This window comes from Devosia oryzisoli, assembly GCF_014837245.1.
GTDB lineage: Bacteria > Pseudomonadota > Alphaproteobacteria > Rhizobiales > Devosiaceae > Devosia > Devosia oryzisoli.
In genome coordinates this window covers 78462-104837 of sequence record NZ_JACYFU010000001.1, presented here as the reverse complement: position 1 = coordinate 104837, position 26376 = coordinate 78462, and the positions used below count along the sequence as shown (strand labels likewise).

26 protein-coding genes are annotated in these 26376 nt (G+C 64.1%); 13 read left to right on the top strand and 13 right to left on the bottom strand.

Going from position 1 to position 26376, the window contains the following annotated elements; translation table 11 throughout:
- Nucleotides 1–101: 101 nt before the first annotated feature.
- From IC608_RS00500 to pth, 3 genes are all read left to right on the top strand, one after another.
- Nucleotides 102–1034, top strand: coding sequence for a ribose-phosphate pyrophosphokinase (locus IC608_RS00500; RefSeq protein ID WP_191772080.1), 933 nt, complete (start codon nucleotides 102–104; stop codon nucleotides 1032–1034).
- Nucleotides 1035–1185: 151 nt separating this feature from the next.
- Nucleotides 1186–1821 carry a 50S ribosomal protein L25/general stress protein Ctc gene (locus IC608_RS00495; protein WP_191772079.1) on the top strand — a complete coding sequence of 212 codons (636 nt, stop codon included), beginning with the start codon at nucleotides 1186–1188 and terminating at the stop codon, nucleotides 1819–1821.
- A 75-nt stretch (nucleotides 1822–1896) separates the two neighbouring features.
- Nucleotides 1897–2619, top strand: coding sequence for an aminoacyl-tRNA hydrolase (pth, locus tag IC608_RS00490; protein WP_191772078.1), 723 nt, complete (start codon nucleotides 1897–1899; stop codon nucleotides 2617–2619).
- 402 nt (nucleotides 2620–3021) lie between these two features.
- On the opposite strand, the gene IC608_RS00485 is transcribed toward pth, so the two are convergent.
- From IC608_RS00485 to IC608_RS00460, 6 genes are all read right to left on the bottom strand, one after another.
- Complete coding sequence (locus IC608_RS00485) at nucleotides 3022–3165, bottom strand: lmo0937 family membrane protein (RefSeq protein ID WP_191772077.1); 144 nt, start codon at nucleotides 3163–3165, stop codon at nucleotides 3022–3024.
- 471 nt (nucleotides 3166–3636) lie between these two features.
- The gene (gene melA, locus IC608_RS00480; protein WP_191772076.1) at nucleotides 3637–5004 is read right to left on the bottom strand and encodes an alpha-glucosidase/alpha-galactosidase; all 1368 of its coding nucleotides are present in this window, start codon (nucleotides 5002–5004) and stop codon (nucleotides 3637–3639) included.
- A gap of 16 nt (nucleotides 5005–5020) precedes the next feature.
- On the bottom strand, nucleotides 5021–6685 hold the full coding sequence (locus IC608_RS00475; RefSeq protein ID WP_191772075.1) for an ABC transporter ATP-binding protein: 1665 nt from the start codon (nucleotides 6683–6685) through the stop codon (nucleotides 5021–5023).
- A gap of 141 nt (nucleotides 6686–6826) precedes the next feature.
- Complete coding sequence (locus tag IC608_RS00470; RefSeq protein WP_191772074.1) at nucleotides 6827–8014, bottom strand: ABC transporter permease; 1188 nt, start codon at nucleotides 8012–8014, stop codon at nucleotides 6827–6829.
- The gene (locus IC608_RS00465) at nucleotides 8011–9021 is read right to left on the bottom strand and encodes an ABC transporter permease (protein WP_191772073.1); all 1011 of its coding nucleotides are present in this window, start codon (nucleotides 9019–9021) and stop codon (nucleotides 8011–8013) included. The genes IC608_RS00470 and IC608_RS00465 overlap by 4 nt, the downstream gene beginning before the upstream one ends.
- 352 nt (nucleotides 9022–9373) lie before the next feature.
- A complete protein-coding gene (locus IC608_RS00460) occupies nucleotides 9374–11398 on the bottom strand; it encodes an ABC transporter substrate-binding protein (protein WP_191773714.1) in 2025 nt (674 codons plus the stop codon).
- A 216-nt stretch (nucleotides 11399–11614) separates the two neighbouring features.
- On the opposite strand from IC608_RS00460, the gene IC608_RS00455 reads away from it, so the two are divergent.
- Entirely contained in the window at nucleotides 11615–12535 is a 921-nt protein-coding gene (locus tag IC608_RS00455; protein WP_191772072.1) for a helix-turn-helix domain-containing protein, read from the top strand.
- Between the two features lie 71 nt (nucleotides 12536–12606).
- Nucleotides 12607–13416: a phytanoyl-CoA dioxygenase family protein gene (locus IC608_RS00450; RefSeq protein WP_191772071.1), complete on the top strand. Its 810-nt coding sequence runs from the start codon at nucleotides 12607–12609 to the stop codon at nucleotides 13414–13416.
- 124 nt (nucleotides 13417–13540) lie between these two features.
- Here the strand turns inward: IC608_RS00450 and ychF are convergent, their stop codons facing one another.
- The 3 genes from ychF to melA (IC608_RS00435) form a co-directional block, all read right to left on the bottom strand.
- Nucleotides 13541–14638, bottom strand: coding sequence for a redox-regulated ATPase YchF (gene ychF, locus IC608_RS00445; protein ID WP_191772070.1), 1098 nt, complete (start codon nucleotides 14636–14638; stop codon nucleotides 13541–13543).
- Nucleotides 14639–14707: 69 nt separating this feature from the next.
- The gene (locus IC608_RS00440; RefSeq protein WP_191772069.1) at nucleotides 14708–16249 is read right to left on the bottom strand and encodes a tryptophan halogenase family protein; all 1542 of its coding nucleotides are present in this window, start codon (nucleotides 16247–16249) and stop codon (nucleotides 14708–14710) included.
- A 375-nt stretch (nucleotides 16250–16624) separates the two neighbouring features.
- Complete coding sequence (melA, locus tag IC608_RS00435; protein ID WP_191772068.1) at nucleotides 16625–18079, bottom strand: alpha-glucosidase/alpha-galactosidase; 1455 nt, start codon at nucleotides 18077–18079, stop codon at nucleotides 16625–16627.
- Nucleotides 18080–18180: 101 nt separating this feature from the next.
- Between melA (IC608_RS00435) and IC608_RS00430 the strand changes: the two genes are divergently transcribed.
- From IC608_RS00430 to IC608_RS00395, 8 genes are all read left to right on the top strand, one after another.
- Nucleotides 18181–19047 carry a helix-turn-helix domain-containing protein gene (locus IC608_RS00430; RefSeq protein WP_191772067.1) on the top strand — a complete coding sequence of 289 codons (867 nt, stop codon included), beginning with the start codon at nucleotides 18181–18183 and terminating at the stop codon, nucleotides 19045–19047.
- A gap of 57 nt (nucleotides 19048–19104) precedes the next feature.
- Entirely contained in the window at nucleotides 19105–19584 is a 480-nt protein-coding gene (locus IC608_RS00425; RefSeq protein ID WP_191772066.1) for a MaoC family dehydratase, read from the top strand.
- Complete coding sequence (locus IC608_RS00420; protein WP_191772065.1) at nucleotides 19581–20138, top strand: MaoC family dehydratase; 558 nt, start codon at nucleotides 19581–19583, stop codon at nucleotides 20136–20138. Before IC608_RS00425 ends, IC608_RS00420 begins: the two co-directional genes overlap by 4 nt.
- A 31-nt stretch (nucleotides 20139–20169) precedes the next feature.
- On the top strand, nucleotides 20170–20514 hold the full coding sequence (locus tag IC608_RS00415) for a hypothetical protein (RefSeq protein WP_191772064.1): 345 nt from the start codon (nucleotides 20170–20172) through the stop codon (nucleotides 20512–20514).
- A gap of 206 nt (nucleotides 20515–20720) precedes the next feature.
- Nucleotides 20721–21740, top strand: a complete 1020-nt coding sequence (locus IC608_RS00410) for a TerC family protein (RefSeq protein ID WP_191772063.1) — start codon at nucleotides 20721–20723, stop codon at nucleotides 21738–21740.
- A gap of 329 nt (nucleotides 21741–22069) precedes the next feature.
- Nucleotides 22070–22249 (top strand): hypothetical protein, encoded by a 180-nt coding sequence (locus IC608_RS00405; protein ID WP_191772062.1) that lies wholly within the window; start codon nucleotides 22070–22072, stop codon nucleotides 22247–22249.
- Between the two features lie 108 nt (nucleotides 22250–22357).
- Nucleotides 22358–22759 (top strand): VOC family protein, encoded by a 402-nt coding sequence (locus IC608_RS00400; protein WP_191772061.1) that lies wholly within the window; start codon nucleotides 22358–22360, stop codon nucleotides 22757–22759.
- Between the two features lie 69 nt (nucleotides 22760–22828).
- A complete protein-coding gene (locus tag IC608_RS00395; RefSeq protein ID WP_191772060.1) occupies nucleotides 22829–23227 on the top strand; it encodes a GFA family protein in 399 nt (132 codons plus the stop codon).
- 27 nt (nucleotides 23228–23254) lie between these two features.
- On the opposite strand, the gene IC608_RS00390 is transcribed toward IC608_RS00395, so the two are convergent.
- From IC608_RS00390 to IC608_RS00375, 4 genes are all read right to left on the bottom strand, one after another.
- Complete coding sequence (locus IC608_RS00390; RefSeq protein ID WP_191772059.1) at nucleotides 23255–23788, bottom strand: adenine phosphoribosyltransferase; 534 nt, start codon at nucleotides 23786–23788, stop codon at nucleotides 23255–23257.
- Between the two features lie 24 nt (nucleotides 23789–23812).
- Nucleotides 23813–24010 carry a hypothetical protein gene (locus IC608_RS00385; protein WP_191772058.1) on the bottom strand — a complete coding sequence of 66 codons (198 nt, stop codon included), beginning with the start codon at nucleotides 24008–24010 and terminating at the stop codon, nucleotides 23813–23815.
- Between the two features lie 247 nt (nucleotides 24011–24257).
- Complete coding sequence (locus IC608_RS00380; RefSeq protein WP_191773712.1) at nucleotides 24258–25103, bottom strand: cytochrome c1; 846 nt, start codon at nucleotides 25101–25103, stop codon at nucleotides 24258–24260.
- A 17-nt stretch (nucleotides 25104–25120) separates the two neighbouring features.
- Nucleotides 25121–26374: a cytochrome b gene (locus IC608_RS00375; protein WP_191772057.1), complete on the bottom strand. Its 1254-nt coding sequence runs from the start codon at nucleotides 26372–26374 to the stop codon at nucleotides 25121–25123.
- Nucleotides 26375–26376 lie beyond the last annotated feature (2 nt).

Here is a 26376-nt window from a genome sequence, read left to right as displayed (position 1 = left end):
ATCCGCCCAAAGTGCCGTTGCGCCTGCCCGGCGTAGCCGTTAAAGCTGCCCGCGAAACTGCATGGTCCGCCTCCCGGACCGGTTGAGACAGGATCGCGCCCATGAAGCTGGTGACCGGCAACTCCAACCGCGCCCTCGCCCAGGCCGTCGCCAGCTACCTCGAACTTCCCCTCACCGACTGCACCGTCAAGCGCTTCGCGGACAAAGAAGTCTATGTCGAGGTGCACGAGAATGTACGGGGCGAAGACGCCTTCATCATCCAGTCGACGAGCTTCCCGGCCAATGACAATTTGATGGAGCTGCTGATCCTGACGGACGCGCTGCGGCGCTCCTCGGCCCGGCGCATCACCGCCGTGATCCCCTATTTCGGCTATGCCCGGCAGGACCGCCGCGCCGCCGGCCGCACGCCGATTTCCGCCAAGCTGGTGTCGAACCTCATTACCGAGGCCGGCGTCAACCGCGTCATCACGCTCGACCTCCACGCCGCCCAGATCCAGGGCTTCTTCGACATTCCGACCGACAATCTCTATGCCGCCCCGATCATCACGCGCGACATTTTGGATAACTACCAGCTCGACCACACCATGATCATCTCCCCCGATGTCGGCGGGGTGGCGCGGGCGCGCGCCGTGGCGCAGCGCCTGGGGCGGGATCTGGCCATCGTCGACAAGCGCCGCCCGCGGGCTGGTGTGTCGGAGGTGATGAACATCATCGGCGACGTCGAGGGTCAGAGCTGCATCCTGATCGACGATATCGTCGACAGTGGCGGTACGCTGATCAACGCCGCCGAGGCGCTGCTCAAGGCAGGCGCCAAGTCGGTCTCGGCCTATATCACCCACGGCGTGCTGTCCGAGGGGGCCTCCGAGCGCATCGCGGCCAGCAAGCTCAAGGAGCTGGTGGTGACCGATTCGATCCAGGAGACCGACGCCACGCGGGCCGCTCCCAATATAAGGCGCATCACCATCGCGCCGCTGATCGGCGAGGCGGTTGCTCGCACCGCCAGCGAGCAGAGCGTCTCGAGCCTGTTCGACTAGTCAGAAAGCCCTGCCGAACAACGTCCGCACCGGCTTGCCGTGCCGGATGCTTTCCTCTATATCCCGCGGCCATGAAGCGCTCGTCACCCCTGGAGGACGGGCGCGTATGCCGTTGTGATGACGCCATACACCAACCCAATGGATGATTTCCATGGCTGAGACCAAAGTGCTCAAGGCACAGGCGCGTGACGGAGTGGGCAAGGGGGCCGCTCGCGAACTGCGCCGTCAGGGACGTGTTCCCGCTGTTATCTACGGTGACAAGAAGCCCCCCGTCACCATTTCGCTGTCATTCAACGAGACGCTGAAGGCCATCTATGATGGCGGCTTCAAGTCGCACGTGCTCGAACTGGACGTCGATGGCGAAAAGCACCGCGTCATTCCGCGCGACTACCAGCTCGACGTCGTCAAGGACATGCCCGTCCATGTCGACTTCCTGCGCGTTTCAGGCAATTCGTCGCTCCACGTCGAGGTGCACGTGGTCTTCGTAAACGAAGAAAAGAGCCCCGGCCTCAAGCGCGGCGGCACGCTCAACGTCGTGCGCCACACTGTCGAGCTGATCGCCCCGGCCAATGCCATCCCCGAAGAGATCACCGTTGATCTTTCCGGCTACGAGATCGGCGACTCGGTGCACATCTCAGCCGTGACCCTGCCCAAGGGCGTCAAGCCGGCCATCACCGACCGCGACTTCACCATCGCGACCGTCGTCGCTCCGTCGAGCCTGCGCTCGGCTGGCGATGCCGAGAGCGAAGAGACCGAAGAAGCGGCTGAAGGCGGCGAAGAGGCGTAATCCTCCTTGCGCTTTCCCAGCGTTTGAACGAGGCGGCCCCGCGGCCGCCTCTGTCATTTGAAAGGCGCCACAACGATGAAACTGCTGGTCGGCCTCGGCAATCCCGGCGCGCAATATGCCGGCAACCGCCACAATGTGGGCTTCATGGCCATCGACGCCATTGCCGATGCGCATGGCATCGGGCCGTGGAAATCCAAGCACGCCGGGCTGCTCGCCGAGGGGACGATCGGCGGCGAGAAGGTGCTGCTCCTGAAGCCGCAGACCTTCATGAACAAGTCCGGCGACAGCATGCAGCAGGCCACGCGCTTCTTCAAGATCGCCAACAGCGACGTCATCGTCTTTTACGACGAGCTCGACCTGGCGCCGGGCAAGGTGCGGGTCAAGGTCGGCGGCGGCAATGGCGGGCACAATGGCCTGAGGTCCATCGATCCGCAGATCGGGCTCGACTACAAGCGCGTCCGCATCGGCATCGGGCACCCGGGCAAGGAATTCGTGACGCCCCATGTGCTGGGCGACTTCGCCAAGGCCGACCAGAGCTGGCTTAAACCCCTGCTCGAGGAGATGGGGCGCCAGGCGCCGCTGCTGCTCAAGGGCGACGACAGCGGCTTCATGAACAAGCTGGCACTGGCCGTCCAGGCCGACGACCCCGCCAAGGCGGAAAAGTCCGCGCCCAAGGGCACTCCTAAGGCGCAGAGCCACATCCGACAGGCGCGTCCGCCCAAGCCACAGGCCGAACTGCCCAAGTCCGGACCGATGGCCGACATGCTGAGCAAGCTGTTCGGCAAGTCGGGCGACTGAGGACGTGCGAAATTAGCGCCCGGCCTGCTGGCGTCGCGCTTTCGCTGGTGTGTCCTGCTGGAGGGCACGGTAACGGGCGGCCTTTGGGCCTTCCGAATAGGTAGAACGGTCCAAGGGCCGCCCGTCACGGCATCGGCTTGCTTAGGGGGTCCGGTCTCAGGCGGAACTGTGTTGCAAGCCCGGCTGCCGATTTTCTACCCACGCAGGGGGACGCCTCCCCCATCCGATCCTCCCCACCCGGCCCTGCGTAGGGGCCGCGTAACCTGGCGGGGATGGGAGAAGAATGGCACGCGGTTTTGGGGGCGAGGAGAACGCGAGCGAGGTGGAGAGATTTTCACCCGCTGTCTCGCGTTTGGCCGGGGTGCGATGAATGGCGAAAGCACGCCCGACGCGTTTGCGGCTTCAGGCCTTGCGGCCCATGAACAGTTTGACCAGCACCACGATCACCGCGATCACGAGCAGCAGGTGGATCAGCGCACCCGCCACCTTGAATGCCAGGCCGGCAGCCCACAGAATAAGCAGTATGACCGCGATCGTCCAAAGCATGGGTGGTCTCCGTTCCGTGATAAGCAGGTGAAAGGCTAATGGGGACAGGCGGAAAATGTTCCGCATGGCTCCGGCCGCTGGTGGGGGCCACCTGCTGGCTTGATCCGGCACTCTGCGCCTCGCGGGAAGAGTGTGTCGCGAGCAGACTATGGGCCACCAGTATGTGGCGCACCCCCACCCGGCCTCCCCCGTCGAGGGGGAGGAGCTGCATCGCGGTTGCCCAGATGTCATGGGCAACCGATGGGGCGGGGGAGACCGGCGAGGTGGAGGGATTGCGCGATCCGGCTCCCTCCCCCTCGCGGGGAGGGATGGGGTGGGGAGATCGCGTGCAGGAGGCTGGATACGGGTCCCCAGGGCGTGGCGCACCCCCACCCAGCCTCCCCCGTCAAGGGGGAGGAGCTGCATCGTGGGCGGCCAGACATCATCGGCAACCGACAGGGCGGGAGAGACCGCCCAGGGAGGACGTTGCGCTTAGGCCACCTGGGCCTTGCGGGGGCCGCGGGCCCATTCGGGGAGCCAGGTGCCGTGGGCTTCGATGAGGTCGTCCACCACGGCCCAGATCTGGTCGAGATCGAGTTCGGCGGCGGTGTGGGGGTCCATCATGGCGGCGTGGTAGATGTGCTCACGGTTTTCCTCCATCAGCGCGCGGACCGTCAGCTCCTGCACGTTGATGTTGGTGCGGATGAGTGCCGTCAGCTGCGGCGGCAACTCGCCGATATAGGTGGGCTGCAGTCCATTGTTGTCGACAAGGCACGGCACTTCCACGGCGGCATTGTTGGGCAGCGAGGTGATGACGCCGTTGTTCCTGAGATTGCCGTAAATCACCGAAGGCTCGCCCGTCCACACCGAATTGACGATGGAAGAGGCGTATTCCTTGGAGGGCTTCACCTCGATCTTGTCGGCCTGTTTGTAGTCTTCGCTGGTCTTTTTCCAGCGCGCGATCTGCTCGACGCAGCGCTTGGGGTATTCGTCGAGCGGAATGCCGAACTTCTCGATCAGGTCTTCGCGGCCTTCCTTGATGAAGTAGGGCGTGTACTCGGCAAAGTGCTCGGAGCTCTCGGTGACGAAATACCCCAGCCGCGTCATCATCTCGTAGCGCACCTTGTTGGGACAGCGCGGATTCCAGCCGGCCTTGGGGGCGCGGCCTTCGCGATAGGCGCGGTGCAGCTCGGGGTAGAGATCCTTGTAGGAGCCATCGGGCAGGCGCTGCTCGAAATTGAGGTAGAACGCCATGTGGTTGATGCCGGCCGAGCGGTAGCGGATGTCCTCGTAGGGGATGTCGAGGTCGTGGGCCAGTTCCATGGCCGTGCCCTGCACCGAGTGGCAGAGGCCGACCTGCTTGATGGTGGGGTATTTCTCCGAAATCGCCCAGGTGTTGATGGCCATCGGGTTGACGTATTGCAGCATGACCGCGTTGGGTGCGACCGCGAGCATGTCCTCGCAGATGCTCCAGAGGTGCGGCACGGTCCTGAGGCCGCGCATGATGCCGCCGACGCCCAGCGTGTCGGCAATGGTCTGGCGGAGGTTGTATTTCTTGGGCACGTCGAAATCGACGACGGTGGAGGGCTCGTAGCCGCCGATCTGGAAGCAGACGACGACGAAATTGGTGCCATCGAGGGCCTTCTTCTGGTCGGAGAAGGTTTCGACGGTGGCCGGGACGCCGAGCGTCGAGACCAGCTTTTTGGCGATGATCTCGCTTTCCTCGAGGCGCGTGGGGTTGATGTCCATCAGCCGGATCTGGGCGCCGCTGAGCGCCGGGCGCTGCAGGATGTCGCCGACGATGTTCTTCATGAACACCGACGAGCCGGCTCCGATGAAGGTGATTTTTGGGTTTGCCATGGAATGCTCCGTAAGGTCAGGCGGCAATTTCGAACGCGGCGCGGACGAGCCGGGCCGTGTAATCGGTCTTGGGGTGGATGAGGACTTCGTTGACCGGGCCTTCCTCGACGATCCGGCCGTTCTGCATGACCATGACGCGGTGGCACAGGGCCCGCACGACCTTGAGATCATGGCTGATGAAGAGGTAGGAAAGCCCCTTTTCGTCCTGCAGCTTGCGCAACAGGTCGATGATCTGGGACTGCACCGACAAATCGAGCGCCGAGGTGGGTTCGTCGAGCAGGATGAACTCGGGCTCGAGCGCGATGGCCCGGGCAATGGCGATGCGCTGGCGCTGGCCGCCGGAAAATTCGTGCGGGAAGCGTTGCAGGATGGTGTCGGGCATGCCCGCGTCGCGCAGCGCCTGGCGGACGCGGTCGATGCGCTCGCGACCATTGGCGCCGATGCCGTTGACGATCAGCCCTTCCTCGATGATCTGGCGAATCGACATGCGCGGATTGAGCGAGGCGAACGGGTCCTGGAAGACGATCTGCATGCGGCTGCGCAAGGGCCGCATGGCCGCCCGATCCTTGTCCTCGATGGGTTCGCCATCGAACCAGATCTTGCCACCCTGATTGCCGATGAGGCGGATGAGCGCCTGACCGAACGTCGTCTTGCCCGAGCCGCTTTCGCCCACGATGCCGAGGGTTTCGTGGCGCATCAGCTTGATGTCGAGATTGTCGACGGCTTTCAATTCGAAGAAATCGGGCTTGAAGAAGCCGCCGCGCTTGAGCGTGAAGCTGACCTTGACGTTCTGGCCTTCGAGCACCGTCTCATGCGCCCCCTCCTCGAGCGGCAAAGCGGTGCCCTTGGGCTCGGAGGCCAGCAGGTGCTTGGTGTAGGCATGTTGCGGATTGGCGAACAGCGCCTCGGTCTCGTTGTGCTCCTGCACGGCGCCATTCTGCATGACGTAGACATATTCGGAGAACTGCCGCACGATGGTCAGGTCATGGGTGATCAGGATCACCGCCATGCCGTATTTGTCCTTGAGGTCCTTGATGAGGTTGAGGATCTGCGCCTGCACGGTGACGTCGAGCGCCGTGGTGGGCTCGTCGGCGATGAGCACGTCCGGCCGGTTGGCCAGCGCCATGGCGATCATCACGCGCTGGCGCTGCCCGCCCGAGAGCTGGTGCGGATAATTGTTGAGGCGGGCGCGCGGCTCGGGAATCTGCACTTCCTCGAGCAGCTTTTCGGCCCGGTTCATGGCCTCGGCGCGCGACACCTTGTTGTGGAGGTGGATGATCTCGCAGATTTGCTGGCCGATGGTGTAGACGGGGTTGAGCGAGCTCATCGGCTCCTGGAAGATCATGGCGAGATCGTTGCCGCGCAGCTTGCGCATCTCGCCGTCGCTCATCGTCACGATGTTCTTGCCCTTGAGCGTGATCTGGGTGTTCTTGCCGATGGTGGCGCGCTTGGTGAGGAGCTTCATCACCGTGCGGGCGGTGACCGATTTGCCCGAGCCGCTTTCGCCGACCAGCGCGATGGTTTCGCCCTTGTGGAGCTGGAAGGAGACGTCGCGCACGGCGTTGACCACGCCGCCCTCGACCTTGAAATCGACCGCGATGTTGCGCACATCGAGGATCAGCTCGCGGCCATGCTGGCCAAGGTCGAAGCGCTCGGAGGGGGCGAGATTCTCCGGAGTCACGGGAGGCTCCTTGGATCGTTCAGATGGCGGCACACGGTGCCATTCCCGCGCAAGCGGGAGCCCTCGTTAGGGGAACAGGGGTTCCCGCTTGCGCGGGAATGACCTGGTGGGGAGGCGGAGATGCGCATGCTGAACGCCCTCTCAATAGGGGTCGATGGCGTCGCGCAGGCCATCGCCGAGCGCGTTGAACGCAAAGACGGTGATCAGCACGAAGATGACGGGCGAGAGGATCCAGGGGTAGGAACCAATCACCGAGAAGGTGCCGGTGTCCTGCAGCATCAGGCCCCACGAGACGAGCGGAGGCTTCACCGCAAAGCCGAGGAAGCCGAGGAAGCTTTCGAGCAGCACGACGCTGGGGATGGCCAGTGTCACCGCCACGATGATGTGGCTGAGCACATTGGGCAGGATATGGCGGGTGATGATGCGCGCATCGGACGAGCCCACGGCGATGGCGGCGCGGACATAGTCGATGCGGGCCAGCGCCAGGGTCTTGGAGCGCACCTCACGGCTCAGCTGCGCCCAGCCCAGCACCGCCATGACGAAGATCACGAAGGTGAGGAACACGTTGGACGGCGCCGTCACCGGGATGAGCGAGGTGAGCGCGAGGTAGAGCGGCAGTTGCGGGAAGGCGAGGACGAACTCGACGAAGCGCTGCACCCAGGCGTCAAGCGCCCCGCCGATATAGCCCGAGGTGATGCCCACCAGAGTGCCGACGACGGTGGTCATGGTGACCACGGCCAGCGCGATCATCAGCGAGATGCGTGAACCGACGATGCCGCGCGAAAGGATGTCGCGGCCGAACTTGTCGGTGCCCAGGAGCTGGATCGGGCGCCCGTCGGTCGAGCCGAAGAAGTGGATGTTGGTCGGAATGAACCAGAGGAGATGATAGCTGTAGCCCTCGACGAAGAACCCGGTAGGGGTGGGGTTGGACTTGTCGGCACCGGTCAGCGGCTGGAAGGTGACGGGGTCGAACTCGCCCGTGTCGCCGATGGGATAGACGTAAGGGATGAGGCTGAAATTGCCCTGCGGGTCCTCGAAGGCGATGGTGTCGGGCGGCGCGAACGGCAGGTTGGCGGCCTTGGGGTCCATGGGCGCGAAGGTATCGGCGAAGATCGAGACGAACAGCAGGAGCGCGACGAGCACGAGGCCGATCATGCCCATGGTGGAGCGACGGAAGCGGCGCCAGACGAGGGCCGCATAGGTTTCGTTGCCAGAGCCGTAGCGGGAGACCGCAGGGGGGACATCGGCCTCCTCGGCGAAGGTGGGCTCAGGGCCACCGGCAAGATCGGTCGGCAGCGGGATGGAGGAGCGGGTATCGACCTTGCTCATTCGGCGTTTCCTCCCATGCGCACGCGCGGGTCGAGGGCGACCAGCAGCAGGTCGGCGATGATGTTGCCGATGATCAGCGTGGCGGCCAGCACCAGCATGAAGGTGGCGGTGACATAGACGTCCCCTGCCCCCATGGACCCGACGATGGCCGGACCGACGGTGGCCAGGCCGAAGACGATGGCGACCTCGATCTCGCCGGTCAGCATGTAGGGCAGCACCACGCCCTGATAGGCGATCAGCGGATGAAGCGCATTGGGCACCGCGTGCTTCATGATGACGGCACTTTCGGGCAGGCCCTTGGCCCGCGCCGTCTCGACATACTGCGAATTGAGCACGTCGAGCAGATTGGCGCGCATGACGCGCATATTGTAGGCGAGCCCGCCAAAGGTGGCGATGAAGATCACCGGCCAGACATGCTGGATGAGGTTGACGAACTTGTCCCAACTCCAGGGCGCGCCGCCATAGCGGGCGGAAAAGAACATGCCCACCTCCGAGACGTTGAGCCGGAAGACGAGGAGATAGAGGATGATGATGGCAAGGAGGAAGCGCGGGATCGTCATGCCAAGGAAGCTGACAATGCCCAGAAGCGTATCGACCCAGGAATACTGGCGGGTGGCGGCGACGATGCCAAGGCCGATGCCGAGCAGCGAGGCCAGGATGTGACACACAAGCGCCAGCGCGATGGTCGCCGGCAGGCGCTCGGCCACGACGTTGGCCACGGGCTTGTTGTAGAAGTAGGACTGGCCGAAATCGAAGCGGGTGACGATGCCGGTGATCCAGCGGAAATACTGCACGATGATCGGATCGTTGAGGCCGTTCCTCTCGCGATAGATCTCCGCTTGGGCTTCAGCGACGTCGGGGGCCGCACCGCCCTGGTTGATCAGCATGGAGCGGATGGTGTCGCCATAGTCGCCCGGCGGGGCCTGGATGATGGCGAAGGTCACGACGCTGAGCAGGAACAGCAGCGGGATCGCGCCGAGCACGCGTATGGTCAGGAAGCGGAGCATCTTGGCCTCTCGAGGTCTTCAGCGGGATATTGATCCCCGGCGTCTTAGTCGTCTCCCGCCCCCTCGTGGGGAGGGATCAAGGGTGGGGGGATTTCCGCGCAATGCGTTTGCGGAGAGATCCCCCCAACCCTGCTCGATTGACGGACTTGGCGAAGGGCCAAGTCCGATCTCGCTCTCCCTCCCCACCAGGGGGGAGGGACGGCCGGAGCCAAAGCGTCGGCGCCGGGTAAGGCTAGCGAGAGCCGGAAAATCCGGGCTCAGCCCCCCCACCCTTGATCCCTCCCCGCAAGGGGGAGGGAGTCGGCTTGGAGGCCGGTGCCTTTGCCGGCCAGGCTAAACGGCGCTGCGCCGATCAGGCTGGGCCTTCGCCGCCCGGTTCGCCCGGCAGGGTTTCGGGGAACAGCTCGTAATTGCCCTGCTTGTCTTCCGGCACGTAGAGCCGCTCGCGCATCACGCTGTCTTCTGCCCAGTTGAACATGAAGATCGGCGTGCCGGCGGGGACGTTGGCGAAGCGCTTGTTGATGATCAGGGCACCCGGATACTGGGTGAGGCCCACCGAATAGACGTTCTCGGTATAGATCTTCTGATACTGCTTCATCAGCTCCACGCGTTCGGCGTTGTCGCTGGTGGCGATGAACTTGTTCACCACATCCACCAGTTCCTGCTCGAAGGGCAGCAGATCGACCGTGCCATCGGTCCCCGCGCGGTGGAAGTAGCTGGTGCGCGGACCGGTCGGGGCGAGCGTGGCCGTGTTCTGCACGACCGAGACCATTTCCGAACCCTGCCGCTCGACGCTCCAGTCGAACTGACCGGCCTGGGACATGTCGTCACGCGCCGTTCCCGACTGGAAATTGGCGATGACGCGAATGCCCAGCGGCTCCATCATGGCGATGACGCCTTCGGCCAGGTTGGTGTCGGTGCCGTAGTCGGTATTGGCGAGCAGCGTGATTTCGACGTCGGCGCCGCCAGCCGTTCCTTCGGGGAAGTTGCGGATGCCGTTGCCGTCGGTGTCCTTGAGATCAAGGCCATCGAGCAGGCTCTTGGCCGCGTCGAGGTTGAACGGATAGTAGACCGTGGACGCCTTGTCGTAGAAGGCGGTGCCGGCATAGAGGCCGCCGGGATAGATGGCCGTGAACGGCCCACGGACCAGCGACTCGCCCAAGCGCTGCCGATCGACCGCAATAGTGACGGCCTTGCGGAAGTCGAGGTTGCGATTGAGCTCGCGCACGGCCTGCTCGCGTTCGTCGGGGTCGCCCCAGCCATTGCCGGACAGATTCATGCGCAGGGCATAGCCGATGGTGCGGGCGCCGAACTGCAGACGGGCCGGAGCACTGTCTTCAGCCGAGCGGCGCAGCGATTCGACGTAGCTTTCAGCCTGTTCGAGGTTGGAGAAGTCGCCCGAGCCGGCCACGGCCTGCACGTCGCGATCCGCCCAGGTCGAGAGGCGATAATGCATCTCGTTGAGATAGGGGAGCTGGTTGCCCTCCTCGTCGACCTTCCAGTAGTACGGGTTGCGGCGCATGACGATGATGTCGTCCGGCCGGTATTCCACCGGCACCCAGGCGCCCATCACCGGCATGTTCATGTATTCGGGCGGGAAGGCGTTCTTGTACTGCTCATAGGTGTTGTCCGAGTATTTCGGATGCTCGGGCTTGAGAATGTGGCTCGGCCCCGGGCAGAACGTGCCATAGGCCATGGCGTAGAGGTACTGCTTGGGGAAGGCTTCCTTGAACGTCCACTTGATGGTGTAGGGATCGACCTGCTCGAGCGTGGTGCCTTCGCCAAAGGTTTCGGGCGTGGCGCCATTGAGCGGGGAGACGTTGGAATCGAGGACGTTGTCGTTCCAGTAGAACATCACGTCTTCCGCATCGAATGGATCGCCGTCGGACCACTTGGCGCCTTCGATCAGGTGCATGGTCAATTCGTGCCCGTCTTCGGACCACTCCCAGCTCTTGGCCAGGTTCGGCAGCGGTTCGAGTTCGTCGGCCTTGACCTGGAACAGCGGGCCGGTGCGCGTCAGGCATTCGGACAGGCCGATGTCGATGCCGCCCCAGCCCTGGCTCTGGCCGCCGATATAGTTCCAGCCCTCGGGCCGGCCGCCGATGACGTGGCGCATGGTGTCGCCATAGACGCCGACGCCGTCGGGCATGTTGGCCGTCTTGTAGACCAGCGGTTCCTTGGGCAGGCGCTCTGCGACCGGCGGCAGCTTGCCTTCGTCGACATATTTCGAGGTGACCCAGTCGGGTTCGTGATATTCGGGCAGCGCCTTGAATTCGAGGATGTCGCCGACGGAAACGAAGTTCGGCTCGCTCTGTGCCGCGAACTCGGGCGGATCGGGCAGCTCGCCCGTCAGTTCCTGGGCCGGGATGGCCAGCATGGAGACGGACAGCAAAAGGCCTGCCCCGCCAAGGGCATAGGTGTGCTTTCTCAATAGAACCTCCCATTTGCGGACGGTGTTTTGCGTCTATCGCACGAGCCGGTCTCTCCCACCGGACGGAACACCGCGCATACTGAAGCCTACGCCTTGCCAGCGCCGATACAATCCGGAATAGTAGTGACTAATTCCGGTTTTCTAAGATATCCGCGGATAAGTATGATAATCGAGGACCGCCCCTCACCCGCTTCGCGCACCCGCGAAAAGGCGCCGCGCCCGACACCGCGCCCCGACCGGAGCTTCTACGCTTCGGGCAAGGCCTTCGGCCGTTTCGGCATTCGGGCCTTCCCGCCGCAGATCATGCCGCAGCCCCATAGCCACGGCCATATCGAGTTCAACTGGCTGACGCGCGGCGAAATGGACTATGTCTTCGACGGCGGCGACATCACCGTCGGGCCCAATCGTCTCGTGGCCTTCTGGGCCGGGATACCCCACCAAACGGTGGCGCTGCGCGACGTGGACGATGGGCGCCAGCTCAACATCTACCTGCCCATGGACGCCTTTCTCGAAATGCCGCAACTGGGGCGGCTGACCGAGACCCTGATGGGCGGCGGGGTCATCCAGCTTACCCCCGACTGCATCGGCCTCGAGACGCTGGAGCGCTGGCATGGCGACTATCGCAGCGGCAACTCACTGCGCTCAGACCTCGTGCGCGCCGAAATCGGGACCATGTTCCGACGCGCCGCCATCACCGGCTGGGAAACGCTTCTGCCACCCTGGCTGGAAAAGTCGGCGAGCCGCACCCGCAGCGCCTCCCCGGTGCGCTATGTGGTGCGCATGGTGCGCCACATCGTGGAGAACATTACCGATCGCCTGAGTGCCGAAGACATCGCGGCGGTGGTGGGGCTGCATCCCAACTACGCCACCAACCTCTTCACCAAGGTGATGCACATTTCCGTGCAGAAATTCGTCATCCGCATGCGGCTGATCCGGGCGCGCAGCCTGCTGTTCGACGGGAGCCTGTCGATTGCCAACGTGGCGTTCCACTCGGGCTTCGTCAGCCAGACCCAGTTCTATGAACACTTCCGCCGCGCCTATGGGATGACGCCGAACCAGATGCGCCAGAACACGATTCGCTAGCATCAGCGCAGGAAGCGGCTTGGCGCCTGCGGCCTGGGCGGCCTAGTGTGAGCGCCGACCAGGAGCAGTGCATGAGCCTCACACCAGACCAGTATGCCGCCTTCCAGCGCGACGGTTTCGTCGCCGCGCGCGGACTGTTCAGCCCGGCCGAGATCGCGGAAATCCGCGACACCTTCATGCAGCAGGCCGCGGACGGCCCGGTGCCGGGGCTGTCGGATTTGCCGCGCGGCAATCCTTCACCCGATGACCCGCTGGCGCGCTATCCGCGCATGATGCACCCGCACAAGCATGCCGACAAAGCGGCGGGGCAGCTGGCCATGCGCCACATGCTCGATCCGCGGCTGGAGCCGATCCTCGCCCAGCTCTTCGGCGAGCAGCCCTATGCCTGCCAGTCCATGTTCTACTTCAAGCCGCCCGGGGCGCGCGGACAGGACCTGCACCAGGACAATTTCTACCTGCGGGTGAAGCCGGGCACCTGCATGGCCGCCTGGATCGCGGTGGATGATGCCGACGCGGGCAATGGCGGCATGATGTGCGTGCCCCAGACGGCAACGCTCGACATCGCCTGTCCCGAACCCTCGGACCCGGCCGTGTCGTTCACCACCGAACATGTCGAGCCGCCCGACGGGCTGGAACCGCAGATGATGGATCTCAAGGCCGGCGACGTGCTGTTCTTCAACGGCAGCGTCATCCACGGCTCGACGCCCAACACCAGCACCGACCGGTTTCGCCGCTCGCTGATCTTCCACTACGTGCCGGCCAGCACGGTGGAGATGAGCCACTGGTACGAAGCGATGAGCTTTGCCGGCGCGCGGCAGGAGATCGGGGTGAACGAGGACGGGGGACCGTGCGGGACGCTGGCGGAGGTTGGGCCGCACTGAGGGGATTGGCCCAGCATACGGTCCAGCTCACAGAACGTCATCCCGGCGCAGGCCGGGAACAATCTCGACATCTCGGGATAGACCCCGGCCTGCGCCGGGGTGACATCGGTGTGAGGGGCTGGCGCTAGGTGTTGAACTTGAACAGCATGACGTCGCCGTCCTTGACGACGTATTCCTTGCCTTCGTCACGTGCCTTGCCCGCTTCCTTGGCGGGGACTTCGCCGCCCAGGGTGACGAAGTCGTCATAGGCGATGGTCTGGGCGCGGATGAAGCCGCGCTCGAAATCGGTGTGGATGACGCCGGCCGCCTGCGGGGCCTTGTCGCCCTTGTGGATGGTCCAGGCGCGCGTCTCCTTGGGACCGACGGTGAAGTAAGTTTGCAGGTGCAGCAGGTCGTAGGCCTCGCGGATCAGCCGGTTGAGGCCCGGCTGCTCGAGCCCGAGGGAGGCGAGATATTCGGCCTGTTCCTCGTCGGGCAGTTGCGCAAGCTGGCTCTCGATCTCGGCCGAGATGATGACGACGCCGGCATCGTTGGCCTTGGCGTATTCCTCGACCTTGGCGGAGAGCGCATTGCCGGTGGCGGCCGAGCCTTCGTCGACGTTGCAGACGTATAGAACCGGCTTGCTGGTCAGGAGCTGCAGCTCGCGAAAAGCCTTTTCTTCCTCGGCGTCGCGCTTGACGAAACGAGCCGACTTGCCTTCGCGCAGCACGACGAGCGAGCGGTCGATGAGCTCGAGCGTCAGCTTGGCGTCCTTGTCGTTGCCCTTGGCCTTCTTCTCGACGCCCGGACGGCGCTTTTCGAGGCTTTCGAGGTCGGCCAGCATCAACTCGGTCTCGACCACTTCGGCGTCGGCCAGCGGATCGACCTTGTTGGCGACGTGGATGACGTTGCTGTCTTCAAAGCAGCGCAGGACATAGGCGATGGCGTCGGTCTCGCGGATATTGGCGAGGAACTGGTTGCCCAGCCCCTCCCCCTGCGAGGCGCCTTTGACGAGGCCCGCGATGTCGACGAAGCTCATCCGCGCGGGCAGGATCTGCGCCGACTTGCCGATGGCAGCCAGCTTTTCGAGGCGCGGATCGGGCACCGAGACCTCGCCCACATTCGGCTCGATGGTGCAGAACGGGAAATTGGCCGCCTGCGCCGCCGCGGTGCGCGTCAATGCGTTGAAAAGCGTCGACTTGCCGACATTCGGCAGGCCGACAATGCCCATCTTGAAGCCCATGGGGATCTCCGGAAACTGTTGGGCTCCACTTGGGTCGGATCGGCGCTGATGTCAATGCGCGCCGGCCATTCACCCCATCTCCTGCACGATGCGCAGGAATTCGGCGTGGTCGAGCGCCTGCGCGGCGGCGGCGCGGTATTCGGCGACGAGGCTGTCGAAGGTCTGCTGCGCAAAGCGCCGCAACGCCGGATCGGCCTCCATCTCGCGCCGCGCCACGTCGCGATCGAGCAGCCCCAGCCCGTCGAGCACCGGATAATAGAGCTGCGTTTCGATGTGCGGCAGGCCGCCGAGGTATGACGGAAACTGCTCGCGCCGTGGCATGTGACGCTGCCAATAGGCGAGGCGCTCGCGCGTCTCGGGATGAATGCGGCGGGCGCGGACCTCGCGCCAGAACGGCGTGTCGTCGCGCTCGGTGACATAGTGCGTGTTGACGAAGGTGCGGAAGTCATCGACCTGCCGGCCGACCCGGGCATTGTAGTCTGCCCTGCTCTTGTCGGTCATGCGGCCGGGCAGATCGAGGAAATGCTGGGCGAACAGCATCATCTGCACGATGGTGCCGTGGATGGAGGTGGATTCAAGCGGCTCGAGAAAACTCGAGCTGAGGCCAACGGCGAGGCAATTGCCGATCCAGGCGTTCTCGAGCCGCCCGATCTGGAAGCGGATATCGCCGCGCACCTCGATCTCGTGGCCGAGGACCGTCTCGATTTCGGCCTTGGCGGCTTCGGGGGTGGTGAACTCATCGGAAAACACATAGCCGCAACCGAAGCGCGTCCGCGTCGGGATCTGCCACATCCAGCCCGACCCTTGCGCCCAGGCGCGGGTGTAGTTGGGGAGCGGTTCGCCTTTCTTGACGTCGATCCAGAACGGCAGCGCCCGGTTGACCGGCAATTCGTGCGCATAGGATTTCCAGGGCGCTTCCAGCGCCTTGACGATCAGCTGCTTGCGAAAGCCGGTCGCGTCGATGAAGAAATCGGCTTCGAGGCGAGAGTTGTCATCCAGCACCAGCGCGGCAATGTCGCCGGTTTCGCCGTTGCGCTCGACCCCGGCCACCATGGCGTCGACCTTTTCGACGCCTTTGGCCTTGCTGGCGAAAAACTTGCCGACCAGCGCCTGATCGAAGTGGAAGGCGTGGTGGAACGGCCCGAGCGGGACCAGCGAACCATCGGCCTTGCGCGCGTAGGGCGCCTTCTTCTGCTCGAGGAGCGGCTGGAAAAGGTGCATCTCCTGCACCGCGCGGCCGGCCGCCACGGCATAGACATTGAGATAGTCCGAGGGGGCGCCAGCGGGCGGCTGGATCACCTGGTGCGGATCGTCAATAGGGCCATAATAGGTAAAACCGTTGCGCCGCCAGTCCTCGTGGCGAATTCCGAGCTTGAAGCTGGCATCGGTCTTGCGCAGGAACTCGAACTCATCGATGCCGAAGGACTTGAGCAGCACGCGGAACGCCGCTGTGGTCGCCTCGCCGACGCCGACGGTCGGGATCTTGGAGCTTTCGACCACGGAAAGGCGAATATCGAAGCCCTTGCGGCGCGCGGCATCCTGCACGATGAACGCCGCGATCCACCCGGCGGTGCCGCCACCCACAATGACGAAATGCGCCGGCTGTGCCATGCGAAGCATCCTCCCCCGCACGACGCTATGGTGCAGCTGTCAGCCGGACAAGCGCTTCTGTGAAAACCGGAAATTTTCTCCTTTTTGCCGCAGACACACCGGGGTGTGAGAGGGCTTCCCAGAGTCTCATTCCCGCGAAAGCGGGAACCCCTGTTTTCTCGCCCAAAGGAAACGGAGGTCCCCGCTTTCGCGGGGATGACTTGGTGGTTGGTTACGTATCGTCGTCACCGGCTAATTCCCGTTATCCTGGTGCGTGGCGAGATGGATTGCCCGGACGAGCCGGGCAATGACGGCGGGAGGGGGAGGTCGCGCAGTCGGCGCAATAGAAAAGCCCCCGGCGTACCGGGGGCCTCACGTCAGGGAGGACGTGGATGATCAATGATGCGCGCCGCTCATTTCGCGCAGTTCTTCGACGGAGCGGACGCGCTTGCGGGCGGCGCCTTCCCAGTCGCGGGTCTTGACGGTGGATTTGGCGATCCGCTCCCGGGCGGCCGGGACGGCGTCGGCATATTGGGGCAGCCACTGGGCCTGGGCGACGACCATTTCGTCGACCATGGCCCAGACTTCGTCGGGGGTGCAGATGGCGCCCACCAAGGGATCGTGCAGCACGGCGAGCTTGAGCGTATCGATGTCACCGCTCATCGCCGCTTCCACCGACAGGCGCTGCACGGAAACCGAGACCGAACAGGTGGCGGCGCAGGCGGTGGGCAGCGTGATGCCCTCGATCATGTTGATGCCGAAGCGGTCGACATAGCCGGGGCTTTCGATGATGGCGTCGTCGGGCAGGTTGGTGATGATGCCATTGTTGCGGCGGTTGAAGTGGCCGCGATAGACGCGGCCGGTCTCCATCGCCTCGATGATGTAGCTGGCGTGCTCGCTGGTGCGCTTGACCTCGGAGAGGGGCTTGCTGGCCTGTTCCTTGAACATCGGGAAGTCGGTTTCGAACCAGTTCCGGCGCTCGGTGGAGTAACGCAGGTAGCCGCCCGTCTCGCCGTGGATCCAGTCGCTCATGTCGATCCAGCGGCCGATCTCCTCGGGTCGCTTGCGGTACCAGGGCAGGTATTCGGAGAGGTGCCCGTTGCTCTCGGTGGAATAGACGCCGAAGCGCTTGAGCACGTCGATGCGCACCTTCTCCTGCCGCGAATAGACCGGATGCGCCTCGAACGCCGCGATCAGCTCGTCCTTCCCGACCTTGCGGCCCTTGGCGCGGATGTCGATGTACCAGGTCTGGTGGTTGATGCCCGAGCACACATAGTCGAGCTCGCTGTCATCGACGCCCAGCACCTGCGCGATCTGGTGCGCGCCATGCTGCACGCCGTGGCAGAGGCCGACGACGTTGACCCCGCCATACATCTCGGCCGCCCAGGTGTTCATGGCCATGGGGTTGGCATAGTTGAGGAACAGTGCGCCCGGCTCGGCGACCTCGCGGATGTCCTTGCAGAAATCGAGGATGACCGGGATGTTGCGCTGGCCGTAGAGGATGCCGCCGGCGCAGATGGTGTCGCCCACGCACTGGTCGACGCCGTATTTGAGCGGAATGGAAATGTCGCTCGAAAAGGCCTCGAGCCCGCCCACGCGCACGCAGCTCATGATGTAGCGGGCGCCGGTGATGGCGGCGCGCCGATCGGTCGTAGCCGTGACCTTGGCGGGCAGCTTGTTGACCGAAACGATGGTCTCGATGATCTGCCTGACCATGTCGAGATTGTGCGGGTTGATGTCGGTCAAGGCGAATTCGCATTCGGCAAATTCGGGGACCTTGAGCAGGTCCGAGATCAGCGTTTTGGTGAAGCCCACCGATCCGGCACCGATCACCGTTACCTTGAATGCCATGGTTTTCCTCCGCAGGGCACGAGCAATTTCCAATCCGTCACAGTGCTAGCGCCAGACGCCCCGGCGGTGTAGAGAAAGCTTGTGCGAACGCGGGTAATTTTGTGCTCTTTCAGCTTCTCGACCATGGCCATGACATTCGCCGGCTTGAGCTGCCCCGCAGCGCCGCGCCGCTCCACTGCATGGCGGTGAGCGCCGGCTACGAGCAGCGCATGAACGAGGTCTACTCCTGGGATGGCCGCAAGCGGGGGACGGCGCCGTTCCTCGTCATCCAGCACACCACCTATGGCGAGGGACGGCTCGACTATGCCGGTGCCAGCCACCGGCTCGGCCCGGGCCAGACCATGCTGGTGACGATGCCGCATGCCCACCGCTACTGGCTCGAGCGCGGCGGGCACTGGGAATATTTCTGGATGGTGCTGAACGGGCGAGAGGCGCTGCGGTTGGCGCGCGAGATTCTCGACAGCACCGGCCCCGTCTTGCGCCCGACGAAAGGCCAGGTAGACCGGCTGGCCGCCGCGTGCCTCGGCCTCATGCGCCAGCCCGAATTCTCGGCGGGAGAGGCCTCGACCCTCGCCTACCAGGCCATATCGAGCCTGCACGACGCCGCTTTCGGCGCCCGGCCGACGGCCGACCGGGCCCTACCGGCCGCGGTCAGCCGGGTGATCGCCCATATCGAGGCCAATCTGGGCGCCCCCCTGCAGGTGGAGCGCCTGGCCAGCATAGCGGAGATGAGCCGCGCCCATTTCGTGCGCACCTTTGCGGCGGCCACGGGCACGCCACCTTCCGACTATGTGCTCGACCGGCGCATCGAGCGGGTGGAACGGCTGCTGCTGGCCACCGAGATGACGGTGGCCGAAATCGCAAAACTGACGGGTTTTGCCGATGGCAACTACCTCGCCAAGACGTTCCGCCGGCGGCGTCAATGTTCGCCGCTGGCCTTCAGGGCCACACGCCTCGAAGCCAATTGACCGACTTGCCGGGGGCGTCGCGACGTGCAAAAACCCGTTGACGTATGGGGCAAGCCAATGACCAATCCCGTCACCAAGGACAGGCGCCATTTCGAGGACCTCGCTGTGGGCGAAGTGATCGACCTGGGGCACGAGACCATCACCAAGGACATGATCTTCGCCTTTGCCCGTGAGTTCGACCCCCTGCCCTTTCACCTCGACGAGGAGGCCGCGCGCAACAGCCTGCTCGGCGGACTGGCTTCGAGCGGCTGGCAGACCGGGGGCCTGGGCCTGCGCATGCTGGTGGACCGGTTTCTCTCCACCGTCGCCTCCTGCGGGGGGCTGGGCTTTCGCAACCTGAAATGGAAGAACCCGGTGATGGCGGGCGACACCATCGGCGGCACCGTGACGATTGCCGAGTTGCGCCGCTCCAACAGCCATCCGCAATGGGGGATCGTCACGCTCGATTTCGACGTGCGCAACCAGAAGGACAAGCCGGTGCTGACCATGCGGCTGGCCAATCTGGTCGAGTGTCGCGACGCCGGAGCGCCGGCATGACGCGCTGGTTCGAGAACATCACGCCGGGCGAGCCGTTTCCGCTCGGCAGCCACACCTTTACCGAGGAAGAGATCATCCGCTTCGGCAGGGCGTATGACCCGCAGTATTTTCACATTGACCCGGAGCTCGCGCGGGAGAGCCATTTCGGCGGACTCATCGCTTCGGGGTGGCATACGGTCAGCATCGGCCACCGCAAAATGGTGGACGCGCTGTTCGCCGAGGAAGAGCGGCTGCGCGGACTGGGAGAGGAACCGGGTGTGTCGGGGCCCTCGCCCGGCGTCAACGCCATGGACTTCAAGGTGCCGGTGCGGCCGGGGGACACGGTGACCTATGAACTGGTCGTGAACGACAAGCGCGCGTCCAATTCGATTCCCGGCTGGGGCCTGCTGTTCAACCGGATCACCGCCGTCAACCAGCGCAACGAACTGGTCTACACCGCTGATCTGGTAAGCTTTTCCAAGCTCAGGGATTACAAGATGCCGCTGCGGCTCAGGCTGTTGCAGGCGCTCACCAGAGTGCCCGTGATCGGACGGCGCCTGCGTCGAGGCGCTTGAAAGAGGCGGGCGCGCTCGGCACTGTGCCTGCATGCGCCGATTCGCCCTCATCACAGCTCTCGTCCTCGCCGCCACGCTGCCCGCGGCGGCCCAATCCTATCAGGGCAACTGGAGCTGTCGCGACGCCACGACCAATCGCGCCGGCATTCTCACCATCTATGGCCAATCCTACGGCTACGCCTCCCGCGTCGCCGGCGACCCCAACTCCGGGACGGGCACGCTCACGCTCTACCAGGACGGCGTGGGCTTCAACGACGGCAATCTGCGGGCCAAGGCCGGCATCCAGGCCGGACGCATCATCAGCGACCCCGCCAATGGCGTTGCTGTGCAGCTCGAAACCAAGGACGCCATCGTGATGATGTGCACGCCGCGCTGAGCGCGGCGACCGCGCCTTTCATTCCGCCGGGACGTGCCAGAAGCTCCGCGCCTGCGGCCTGCTCGCCATGCCCTCGAGGGCGGGGGGCTTGAACTTTTCTCTTTTTTGCGCATTTTAGCGGGGCAGCGCCGGGCCCCTCTGGTCATGGCTACCCGCTATGGCGATGTCGGAGCTGCTCCACTTGACTACATGGAGAAGGTCCGGCGATGGAATCGCTTATTGCCGCCCTATCGGGCGAGTTTCTCGGCACACCAATTTACTTCTGGGTCGCGTTCATCGCGATCGTCATCGGCTTGCTCGTCTTCGACCTCGGCATCCTGCACAAGGATGAACACGAGATCGAAGCCAGGGAAAGCCTGCTGCTCTACGGCTTTTACGTCGTGGTGGCGCTGCTGTTCGGCGTCTGGGTTTGGTTCCAGCGCGGCGCACAGGCGGGGCTGGAGTTCTACACCGGCTACCTGATCGAACAATCGCTGGCGATGGACAATATGTTCGTCATCGCCACGATCTTCGGCTTCCTCGGCATTCCCCGCCTCTACCAGCACCGCGTGCTGTTCTGGGGCATCCTCGGCGTCATCGCGTTCCGCGCCATCCTCATTGGCGTGGGTGCGGCGCTCGTCTACCAGTTCAGCTGGATCCTGTTCCTGTTCGGCGCCTTCCTGGTGTTCACCGGCATAAGGATGTTCAGCCACAAGGACGAAGAGCCCCATATCGAGGAAAACCCGGTCTTCAAGTTCTTGAGCAAGCGCTTCCGCATCACCAAGGAACTGCGGGGCCGCGCCTTTACCGTCAAGGAGCCTGATCCAAAGACCGGCAAGATCGTCACCTGGCTGACGCCATTGGCCGTGGCGCTGATCATGGTGGAATTCGTCGACCTGATCTTTGCCGTCGACTCCGTGCCGGCCGTGTTCGCGGTGACGCAGGATACGTTCATCGTCTACACCTCGAACATCTTCGCCATCCTCGGGTTGCGGGCGCTCTACTTCGCGCTGGCAGCGGCGATGAACCGCTTCCGCTACCTGCAGATTTCGCTGGCGATCATCCTCGTGCTCATCGGTATCAAGATCTTCCTCGTACCCCTGGGCATCAAGATCGACACCCTGCTCTCGCTGGGTGCCACGCTCGCGATCCTGGCCGGTGGCATCGTCTTCTCGCTCTGGAAGACGCGCAACGAGCCCGACATCTCGGCCGAGAAGCGGCCGGAGACGGGCCAGCTCGAGCCGTAACCGGTATCATGGGGGGCCGGCGCTTGACGCCGGCCCCTGGCTTTTCTACCCTTGCGCTTCCAACGCGAGGTTTTTGCACGAAAATGATCTGAGAAGTCGCAACCGACGCTCCAGGTACGGACGGCTCCCCTGCTTCACAGGGACCGCTGACCCACGCTGGCGTTTTGCGATGATCCGGATTCATGTGCTCCAGCCCTGTTTCGGCTGACCGCGCCGCTTCATTTCCCCAGCACGAGCGTTCTCCCAATCCCCGTTGGCGGTCGCCTTTCGCACCGCTGCTCCGAAACCTTTGGCCAATTCGCGAAGACGCGGATGGGAAAGGAAAACGCATGCCCAAAAACACCTTCCAGCGCCCCCAACCCGTGAACCACGACCACAAGGTCCCGCGCCACGGCAAGCAGGCCGGCGTGCCAGCCCCTGCCAAGCGCGGTGAACGGGGGCCGGCCGAACCGGCCGCCGCCTTGCCGCCACTAGATCAGTTGCTGTCCCGCCAGCCGCCGAGACGGTGACCCTCCTGGGGTCCGGTTTCCCCTGGGCTCCAGCCCCATCTCCTTTGCACCTTTCTTGCCGCAATCTTTCGTTAACTGATGTGGCGGAATGCAAAGGAGATGGGCAGAATGGCTGTCATCCATGAAATTGTCTTTGACTGCGACAACCCCGGCGAACTCGCCGCCTTCTGGGCAGAACTGCTCGACGGCTACAGCGTGCGGCACCGCGACGAAGACGACATCGCCCAGATGATCGCCCTCGATCTCAACGCCCAGACGGAGACCACGGTGATGGTCGACGGGCCGGGTCCCTCGATCTGCTTCCAGAACGTCGATGGCCAGCGGTGCGACAACAACCGCGTGCATTTCGACGTCGAAGTCTCCGACCGCGCCAGCGAGACGCAGCGGCTGACCGAAGCGGGCGCATCGGTCGAGCGCGTGCTGCCGACCTATACGGTCATGCGCGATCCGGAAGGCAACCAGTTCTGCCTCGTGGATGCGCACGACGTGGCGAACCGCGTCGCGGCCTGAATGAGCAGGTGCTGACAGGAACCGTCAGCGGGCTGCCTTACACGTGGATCGTTCCGAAGGGAGAGATCCATGACGCTGTCCGTGACGTGCCATTGTGGCGCCACCCGTATCACCCTGCCCCGCCAACCGGCGGAGGCGAAGGCGTGCAACTGCAGCTTCTGCCAGCGCGCCGGCGCGGTCTGGGCCTATTTCGAGGAAGGGGAACTGGAGTTCGCCTCGCTCGAGAACGACAGGACCTATTCGGCCAGCGGCGGGCTCAACCAGCATCACTTCTGTGGCCAGTGCGGCATGCAGACCTGGGGCAGTTCACCCGACTGGGCGTCGGCCTACAATGCCGACGGCACGCCCAAGGGTGACCCCGGCGTGGTGCCGAGCCGGCGCACCTATGCGGTGAATCTCAACATGATCGACGGCCTCGACTGGTCGAAGATCGAGGTGGAGCAGATGGACGGCCGCAACAACTGGTAGGTCTGCCACGACCCGGCAGTCTGAGGGCTAGTGGCCCTCGAAGGCGATGAGGGAATGCACCGCGACGTTCTCGGCCGCGAGCTTGGCGGCTCCGCCAAGCTCGGGGAGGTCGATGGCGAAGGCCGCGTTGTCGCAGATGGCCCCGGTGCGGCGCATCAGGTTGACGGCCGCGATGGCCGTGCCGCCGGTTGCGATGAGATCATCCACGAGCAGCACCTTGTGCACATTGCTCAGGACGTCGGCATGAATCTCGATGGTGTCGACGCCGTATTCGAGCACGTAATTCTGCCCGATGGTCTGGCCCGGCAGCTTGCCGCGCTTGCGCACGGGGACGAACCCGACGCCGAGGGCAATCGCCACGCCGGCCCCGAAGATGAAGCCGCGCGCCTCGATACCGGCGACGTGGGTAAAGTCCATGCCCCGATGCGCGTCGGCGATGCGCTCAACGCTCTCGCGGAACCCCTCCGGGTGCTCGATCAGCGTGGTGATGTCCCGGAACAGGATTCCCTTCTTGGGATAGTCGGGGATCGTGCGGACGAGCGACTTTAAGTCCAGCGACATGAAAAGCCTGGAAATACGGGAAAATCAGGAGGAGCGGTTGCGGCCCAAGAGATGCCGCGCGACGACGCCCGCATTGTAAGCGGCGGTGCGCGTAGCCTGGATCGCGACTTCGCGCGTCTTGGGATTGTTGAGCGCCGCCTGCACGCCGGCGCGAACGACCGGATGGCGGCTGACGGCAAGAGCGGTGCTGACCACGGCGACGGCCACACGAACGGCAGGCATGTTCCTCGTCCTCCAGAACCGGCGATACGACCCCGCGAAGCAGGATCATGCGGGCATCATTGCGGCATTGTCGGCCAATGACAAGGCCCTGACGGACTTGTCACACGTGTCGAAGGGGCCCGCGGGCCCCTTCGGTATCAGATTTCCAGCGCTTCAGGCGAAACGCGGGCCGCCCTGCGAGCGTAGCTCTCCGGGCCTGACATCCTCAAATCGCTCCACTGGAGCGATTTGCCCTGCGGGACAGTTGTCAGTGTTCGATACCGGCCCAGATCTTGCGCTTGGTGGCCAGCATCAGGCCGGCGAACAGCACGAGGAAGACCAGCACGGCAAAACCCGTCTGCTTGCGCGAGGCCAGGTGCGGATCGGCGAGCCACATCATGAAGGCGGAGACATCGTAGGAATACTGCTCGACCGTCTGCGGCAGGGTCACCCCATTCTCGTCCGCTTCATAGGCGATGACGCCTTCCGACAGCGGCGGGGGCATGCCGATCGCGTGGCCGGGGAAGTAGTCGTTATAGTACTTGCCTTCGGGCAGCACGAAGCCTTCCGGCGGTTCTTCATGATAGCCGTTCAGGAGGGCATGGATATAATCCGGTCCGCCTTCCTGGTAGGCGGTGAAGTAGTTGAAGATCCAGTACGGGAAGGCATCGTGAACGCCACGCGCCTTGGCCAGCACCGAGAAATCGGGAGGCAGGGCGCCGCCATTGGCGTCACGCGCGTCCTGCTCGCTCGCAAAGGGTTCGGGCCACCGATCGGCGGCAACGGCCGGGCGGCGACCGCCTTCGGCGCTGGGATCGTCCACTTCGTATTCGGCCGCCAGAGCCTTCACCTGGGCTTCGGAGAAGCCTGGGCCACCCTCTTCGGAGAGGTTGCGGAACGCCAGGAGGCGCGCGCCGTGGCAGCTGGAGCAGACCTCGCGGAACACCTGGAAGCCGCGCTGCAGCTGGTTCTGGTCGTAGGTGCCGAAGATGCCGCCGAAGCTCCAACTTTGCTTCTCGATATGCGGCGCTTCGCCTTCGGCGGCCTGCGTGGAAACCACGCCGAGCCCCGCAACAACAGCGAGGGCGGCGATGATGAACTTGGTCTTGAACATGAACTGTGCCACCCCGATCACGCGTGCGCCTTGCCGAGAACGCTCTCGGAAATGCTGGTCGGCAGCGGTTTGGGCGTTTCGATCCGCGACAGCACCGGCAGGATGACCAGGAAGTAGATGAAGTAGTAGGCCACGAACACCTTGCCCAGGATGTTGTTCAGCGGCACGGACGGATCCTGCGCACCCATATAGGTGAGGCCGATGAAGTTGAGCACGAAGAGGGCATAGAACCACTTGAACAGCGGGCGGAAGCTGCCCGAGCGAACGCGGGCGGTGTCGAGCCACGGCACGACCAGCAGGCACAGCATCGAGCCGCCCATGGCGATGACGCCACCAAGCTTGGAGTCGATGAACAGCACGTTGAAGTCGATGGCGCGCAGGATGGTGTAGAACGGCAGGAGATACCATTCGGGCACGATGTGCGTGGGCGTCACCTGGCTGTTGGCCTGGATGTAGTTGTCCGGGTGGCCCAGGATGTCTGGCGCGAAGAACACGAACCAGGCGAAGGGGATGAGGAACACCACCATGCCCAGCGCGTCCTTCATCGTATAGTACGGATGGAACGGCAGGGTATCGCGACTGTCCTTCACCTCGACGCCGATCGGGTTGTTGTTGCCCGGAACATGGAGCGCCCAGATGTGGAGCGCGACCACCGCAGCAACGATGAACGGCAGGAGGTAGTGCAGCGAGAAGAAGCGATTGAGCGTCGGATTGCCCACGGCAAAGCCGCCGCGAAGCAGTTCCATGATGGAATTGCCCACCAGCGGAATCGCCGAGAAGATGTTGGTGATCACGGTGGCGCCCCAGAAGCTCATCTGGCCCCACGGCAGCACGTAGCCCATGAAGGCGGTGGCCATCACGAGGATGAAGATCACGACGCCCAGGATCCACAGGATCTCGCGCGGCGCCTTGTAGGAGCCAAAGAACAGGCCGCGGAAGATGTGGATATAGAGCGCGGCGAAGAACGCCGAGGCGCCCACGGCATGGACGGCCTGGATGACGCGGCCGCCATTGACGTCGCGGCGGATATGCTCGACCGAGTCGAACGCCATGGCGATATTGGGCGTATAGTGCATCGCCAGGATGATGCCGGTGACGATCTGGATGCCCAGGCACATCACCAGGATGGCGCCGAAGGTCCACCAGTAGTTGAGGTTCTTGGGCGTGGGGAAGTCCATCAAATGTTCTTTGGAGAACCGGATGATGGGCAGGCGGTCGTCGAGCCACTTCTCGACGGCACTTCCCGGAACGTAAGTCGAATGTTCAGACATCG

Coding starts and splice junctions, on each gene's coding strand:
- IC608_RS00465 (WP_191772073.1), bottom strand. CDS start 9,021: ATGCTCCGCTTCCTGACCATACGCGTGCTCGGCGCGATCCCGCTGCTG.
- IC608_RS00380 (WP_191773712.1), bottom strand. CDS start 25,103: ATGTTCAAGACCAAGTTCATCATCGCCGCCCTCGCTGTTGTTGCGGGG.
- IC608_RS00460 (WP_191773714.1), bottom strand. CDS start 11,398: ATGCTGGCCATCCCGGCCCAGGAACTGACGGGCGAGCTGCCCGATCCG.
- IC608_RS00400 (WP_191772061.1), top strand. CDS start 22,358: ATGGCTGTCATCCATGAAATTGTCTTTGACTGCGACAACCCCGGCGAA.
- IC608_RS00495 (WP_191772079.1), top strand. CDS start 1,186: ATGGCTGAGACCAAAGTGCTCAAGGCACAGGCGCGTGACGGAGTGGGC.
- melA (WP_191772068.1), bottom strand. CDS start 18,079: ATGGCATTCAAGGTAACGGTGATCGGTGCCGGATCGGTGGGCTTCACC.
- IC608_RS00390 (WP_191772059.1), bottom strand. CDS start 23,788: ATGTCGCTGGACTTAAAGTCGCTCGTCCGCACGATCCCCGACTATCCC.
- IC608_RS00470 (WP_191772074.1), bottom strand. CDS start 8,014: ATGAGCAAGGTCGATACCCGCTCCTCCATCCCGCTGCCGACCGATCTT.
- melA (WP_191772076.1), bottom strand. CDS start 5,004: ATGGCAAACCCAAAAATCACCTTCATCGGAGCCGGCTCGTCGGTGTTC.
- IC608_RS00425 (WP_191772066.1), top strand. CDS start 19,105: ATGACCAATCCCGTCACCAAGGACAGGCGCCATTTCGAGGACCTCGCT.
- IC608_RS00455 (WP_191772072.1), top strand. CDS start 11,615: ATGATAATCGAGGACCGCCCCTCACCCGCTTCGCGCACCCGCGAAAAG.
- IC608_RS00440 (WP_191772069.1), bottom strand. CDS start 16,249: ATGGCACAGCCGGCGCATTTCGTCATTGTGGGTGGCGGCACCGCCGGG.
- IC608_RS00375 (WP_191772057.1), bottom strand. CDS start 26,374: ATGTCTGAACATTCGACTTACGTTCCGGGAAGTGCCGTCGAGAAGTGG.
- IC608_RS00385 (WP_191772058.1), bottom strand. CDS start 24,010: ATGCCTGCCGTTCGTGTGGCCGTCGCCGTGGTCAGCACCGCTCTTGCC.
- IC608_RS00395 (WP_191772060.1), top strand. CDS start 22,829: ATGACGCTGTCCGTGACGTGCCATTGTGGCGCCACCCGTATCACCCTG.
- IC608_RS00415 (WP_191772064.1), top strand. CDS start 20,170: ATGCGCCGATTCGCCCTCATCACAGCTCTCGTCCTCGCCGCCACGCTG.
- IC608_RS00485 (WP_191772077.1), bottom strand. CDS start 3,165: ATGCTTTGGACGATCGCGGTCATACTGCTTATTCTGTGGGCTGCCGGC.
- IC608_RS00410 (WP_191772063.1), top strand. CDS start 20,721: ATGGAATCGCTTATTGCCGCCCTATCGGGCGAGTTTCTCGGCACACCA.
- pth (WP_191772078.1), top strand. CDS start 1,897: ATGAAACTGCTGGTCGGCCTCGGCAATCCCGGCGCGCAATATGCCGGC.
- IC608_RS00420 (WP_191772065.1), top strand. CDS start 19,581: ATGACGCGCTGGTTCGAGAACATCACGCCGGGCGAGCCGTTTCCGCTC.
- IC608_RS00500 (WP_191772080.1), top strand. CDS start 102: ATGAAGCTGGTGACCGGCAACTCCAACCGCGCCCTCGCCCAGGCCGTC.
- IC608_RS00450 (WP_191772071.1), top strand. CDS start 12,607: ATGAGCCTCACACCAGACCAGTATGCCGCCTTCCAGCGCGACGGTTTC.
- IC608_RS00405 (WP_191772062.1), top strand. CDS start 22,070: ATGCCCAAAAACACCTTCCAGCGCCCCCAACCCGTGAACCACGACCAC.
- ychF (WP_191772070.1), bottom strand. CDS start 14,638: ATGGGCTTCAAGATGGGCATTGTCGGCCTGCCGAATGTCGGCAAGTCG.